Annotated in this window: 2 protein-coding genes; both read right to left on the bottom strand. The window is 52.4% G+C overall.

Features of this window, described 5'->3' with window-relative positions; all coding sequences use genetic code 11:
• On the bottom strand, positions 1-1,406 hold a 1,406-nt coding region (locus tag B3F49_RS09060), incomplete at its 3' end, for a DNA topoisomerase IV subunit A (RefSeq protein WP_414712522.1).
• On the bottom strand, positions 1,406-3,208 hold the full coding sequence (locus B3F49_RS09055; RefSeq protein ID WP_293910553.1) for a DNA topoisomerase IV subunit B: 1,803 nt from the start codon (positions 3,206-3,208) through the stop codon (positions 1,406-1,408). The genes B3F49_RS09055 and B3F49_RS09060, both read right to left, overlap by 1 nt.
• Positions 3,209-3,295 lie beyond the last annotated feature (87 nt).

The raw sequence follows: 3,295 nt of genomic DNA, 5'->3' as shown, positions 1-3,295 counted from the left end.
TCGGCCACCTCTTTCACATCAACCAACTCAAACGTCTTGATTGTGGTCTTTCGCTGATGTTCCTTGATACCGAGCATCGTCTTCAGCTCGGCAATATAGGCGAGGGCGTAGCCGACCAAGTCGGCAAGCTTGCGCTCAATCTCGGCAAGACTTGCGTTGATTTGGTCAATGTCCTCCCTGTTCTTCTCAATATCGAAAAGGCTGATGCGTCTGATGGGAATCTTCAATAGTCGTTCAACATCCTCAAGCACCACCTCCTTGAGCAGCTGCTCCTTGAAAGGCTTGAAACCGGTGATGACAGCATTGTTCACATCCTCGGCGCTCTTCTTCTGCTCGATTCGCTTGTAGATGCGCTCTTCGATGAAAATGCGCTCAAGGGTCCGGGCATGCAGCTTGTCCAGCAGATGGCCTTTCTCCAACTCAAGCTCAGCCTTCAGCACCACCACCAGATGACGGGCATGCCAATCCAGGATCTCATGGATTCCCATGATGGTCGGGACATTGTCCCGGATCACCAGCGGGTTGATGGAAAGCTTTGTTTCGCAATCCGTGTAGGCATACAGGGCGTCGACAATCTCCTGGGCGTAGGTATTGCGGGCCAGATTGATCTCGATGTTCACCTTTTCTGCGGTATAGTCGTTGATCGAGCTGATCTTCAACTTGCCCTTCTTGGCAGCTTCCTCCACCGAGCGAATCATCGCCTCGCTGGTCGTACCATAGGGAAGCTCCTCAATTATGATGCGTTTGGGATCGGAGGTGTTCAGCTTGGCGCGAACGGAAACCGAACCCTTGCCATCACGGTAATCCTCAACGTCAACGATACCCCCGCCGAGGAAATCAGGATACAATTGATAGCTCTCCCCCTTCAAGGAGGCTGCCATTGCATCAAGTACTTCCAAGGGGTTGTGGGGAAGAATGTAGGTGCTCATCCCTACGGCGATACCGCTGACGCCCTGGATCAGGACGACGGGAATCTTGGCCGGGAAGGTCACCGGCTCCTTGTTTCTTCCGTCATAGGAGTCAACAAATTCAGTCAGCTCCGGGTTGTACAATACCTTTTTTGCAAAGGGAAGCAAGCGGCACTCGATGTACCTTGCAGCCGCGGCACTGTCACCGGTAAGCGTATTGCCGAAGTTGCCCTGCCTTTCAATGAACAGGTCGCAGTTTGCCAGGTTGACCAAGGCCTCATAGATTGATGAGTCCCCATGCGGGTGATAGCGCATCGCCCAACCCACAACGTTTGCAACCTTGTGAAATTTGCCGTCATCCATCTCAAACAGGGTGTGGATGATGCGCCTCTGTACCGGCTTGAATCCATCGACAAGGTCGGGTATGGCCCGCTCCTTAATGACATAGCTGGCATATTCAAGAAAGTTTTGTTTGAAAATTGAGTGTGCCTGGGTCATTAGATTAGGTTCTCCATGATGAATTCGCGCCTATCGGGAGTATTGCTGCCCATATAGAACTCCATGGTCTTATGCATCTCATTCATCCCGGCGATCGAGACGGGAATGAGGCGCATATCCTCACCGATGAATTGGCCGAACTCCTTGGGGTCGATTTCCCCGAGGCCCTTGAAGCGGGTCACCTCGCTGTTCTTGATTTGCGCAATGGCATCATCGCGCTGGCGCTCGCTGTAGCAGTACACCGTCTGGTTCTTGTTGCGCACCCGAAAAAGCGGGGTTTCCAGAATGTAGAGTCGGCCCGCCAAAACCAAATCTTCAAAGTACGTCAAAAAGTATGTCATCAGCAGATTGCGGATATGAAAGCCATCGGTATCGGCATCGGTTGCGATGATGACCTTGCCGTACCTGAGCCCCTCCACCCCGTTCTCAATGCCCAAGGCGACCATCATGTTGTACAGCTCGGCATTCTTGTAGATTTCCGTCTTCTTCTTGCCGTAGACATTCACAATCTTGCCCCTGAGGCTGAACACCGCCTGGGTCATGACATCACGCGTCTTGGTGATGGTCCCCGAAGCACTATCGCCCTCGGTCAGGAAGATCATGGATTGTTCACACTCCTCCTGATGGGTGGTACTTTGGCCTAGATGGTACTTGCAATCCTTGAGCTTGGGAATATTCAACGAAACCTTCTTCGCCGACTCCCTCGCCCCCTTCTTTACCTCATTGAGCTCCTTGCGCAGTGCCTCGTTGTTGATGATCTTCTGATATATCTTCTGGGCATCCTCGGCATTCTTGAGCAGGAAGTCTACGATGGCGTCCCGCACCTCGTTCACGATCCAGGTACGGATTTCGGTATTGGAGAGCTTGTTCTTCGTCTGTGACTCGAACACCGGTTCCTTCACCTTCACCGCAACGGCTCCCACAACCCCCTCGCGGACGTCCTGGGGCGCCCAGTTTTTCTTGAAGTGTTCGTTGATGCCCTTGAGAATTCCCTCCTTGAAGGCGCTCTGATGCGTCCCCCCATCGGTGGTATGCTGGCCGTTCACATACGAAAAATAGTTTTCTCCGTAAGAACCCGCCACATGGGTAAGCGAGAACTCCAGCTGCTTCGCCTGATAATGGATGATGGTGTAGAGGTTTTCACTCCCCACTTCTTTTTCCAACAGGTCGAGCAAGCCGTGAGCCGACTTGTAAATCTTATTGTTGTAGTCGAGCGTGAGACCGGTGTTCAGATAGGCATAACTCCACAACCTGGAGATGATGAAGTCTTCGTTGTAGGCATAGTCGCCGAACAATTCGGGATCGGGGACGAAGGACACCTCGGTACCGTCGGCTTCCTTGGTAGACCCGGTCTCCTCGTTCACCAGGATTCCCTGGGAGAAGGTGGCACTGTGGAAGGTTCCGTCCCTGAAGCTTGTGACCATGAAATGGGACGAAAGTGCATTCACAGCCTTGGTTCCCACCCCGTTCAAGCCGACGGAAAACTGAAATACATCGTCGCTGTATTTTGCACCGGTGTTGATGATCGAAACACACTCGACCACCTTGCCAAGCGGTATGCCGCGGCCGTAGTCGCGCACCCGCACTTCGCACTCCTTGCGACGGATGACAACCTTATTGCCAAAGCCCATGATGAATTCATCGATGCTGTTGTCCACCACCTCCTTGAGCAGGATGTAGATGCCGTCATCGACATGCGTACCATTTCCCAACCGCCCGATATACATGCCTGGACGCTTTCGTATATGCTCCAGCGCACTAAGCGTTTGGATTTTTGATTCATCATAAGTAGTCTTTGCCATATCTCGCGATTATAGCAGAATTCAGCAATGATGGCAAAATAGTCTCACATTTCTCCCTTGCGCTGGAGAACCCGCTCCAGTACCCTG

The sequence above is a fragment of the Sphaerochaeta sp. UBA5836 genome, assembly GCF_002432845.1.
Classification (GTDB): Bacteria; Spirochaetota; Spirochaetia; order Sphaerochaetales; family Sphaerochaetaceae; genus Sphaerochaeta.
The sequence above is the reverse complement of the archived record's forward strand: the minus strand, read 5'-3'. Positions and strand labels throughout refer to the sequence as shown.

Excerpts from the sequence above, each read along its gene's own strand:
- B3F49_RS09055 (WP_293910553.1), bottom strand. The coding sequence starts at position 3,208 with ATGGCAAAGACTACTTATGATGAATCAAAAATCCAAACGCTTAGTGCG.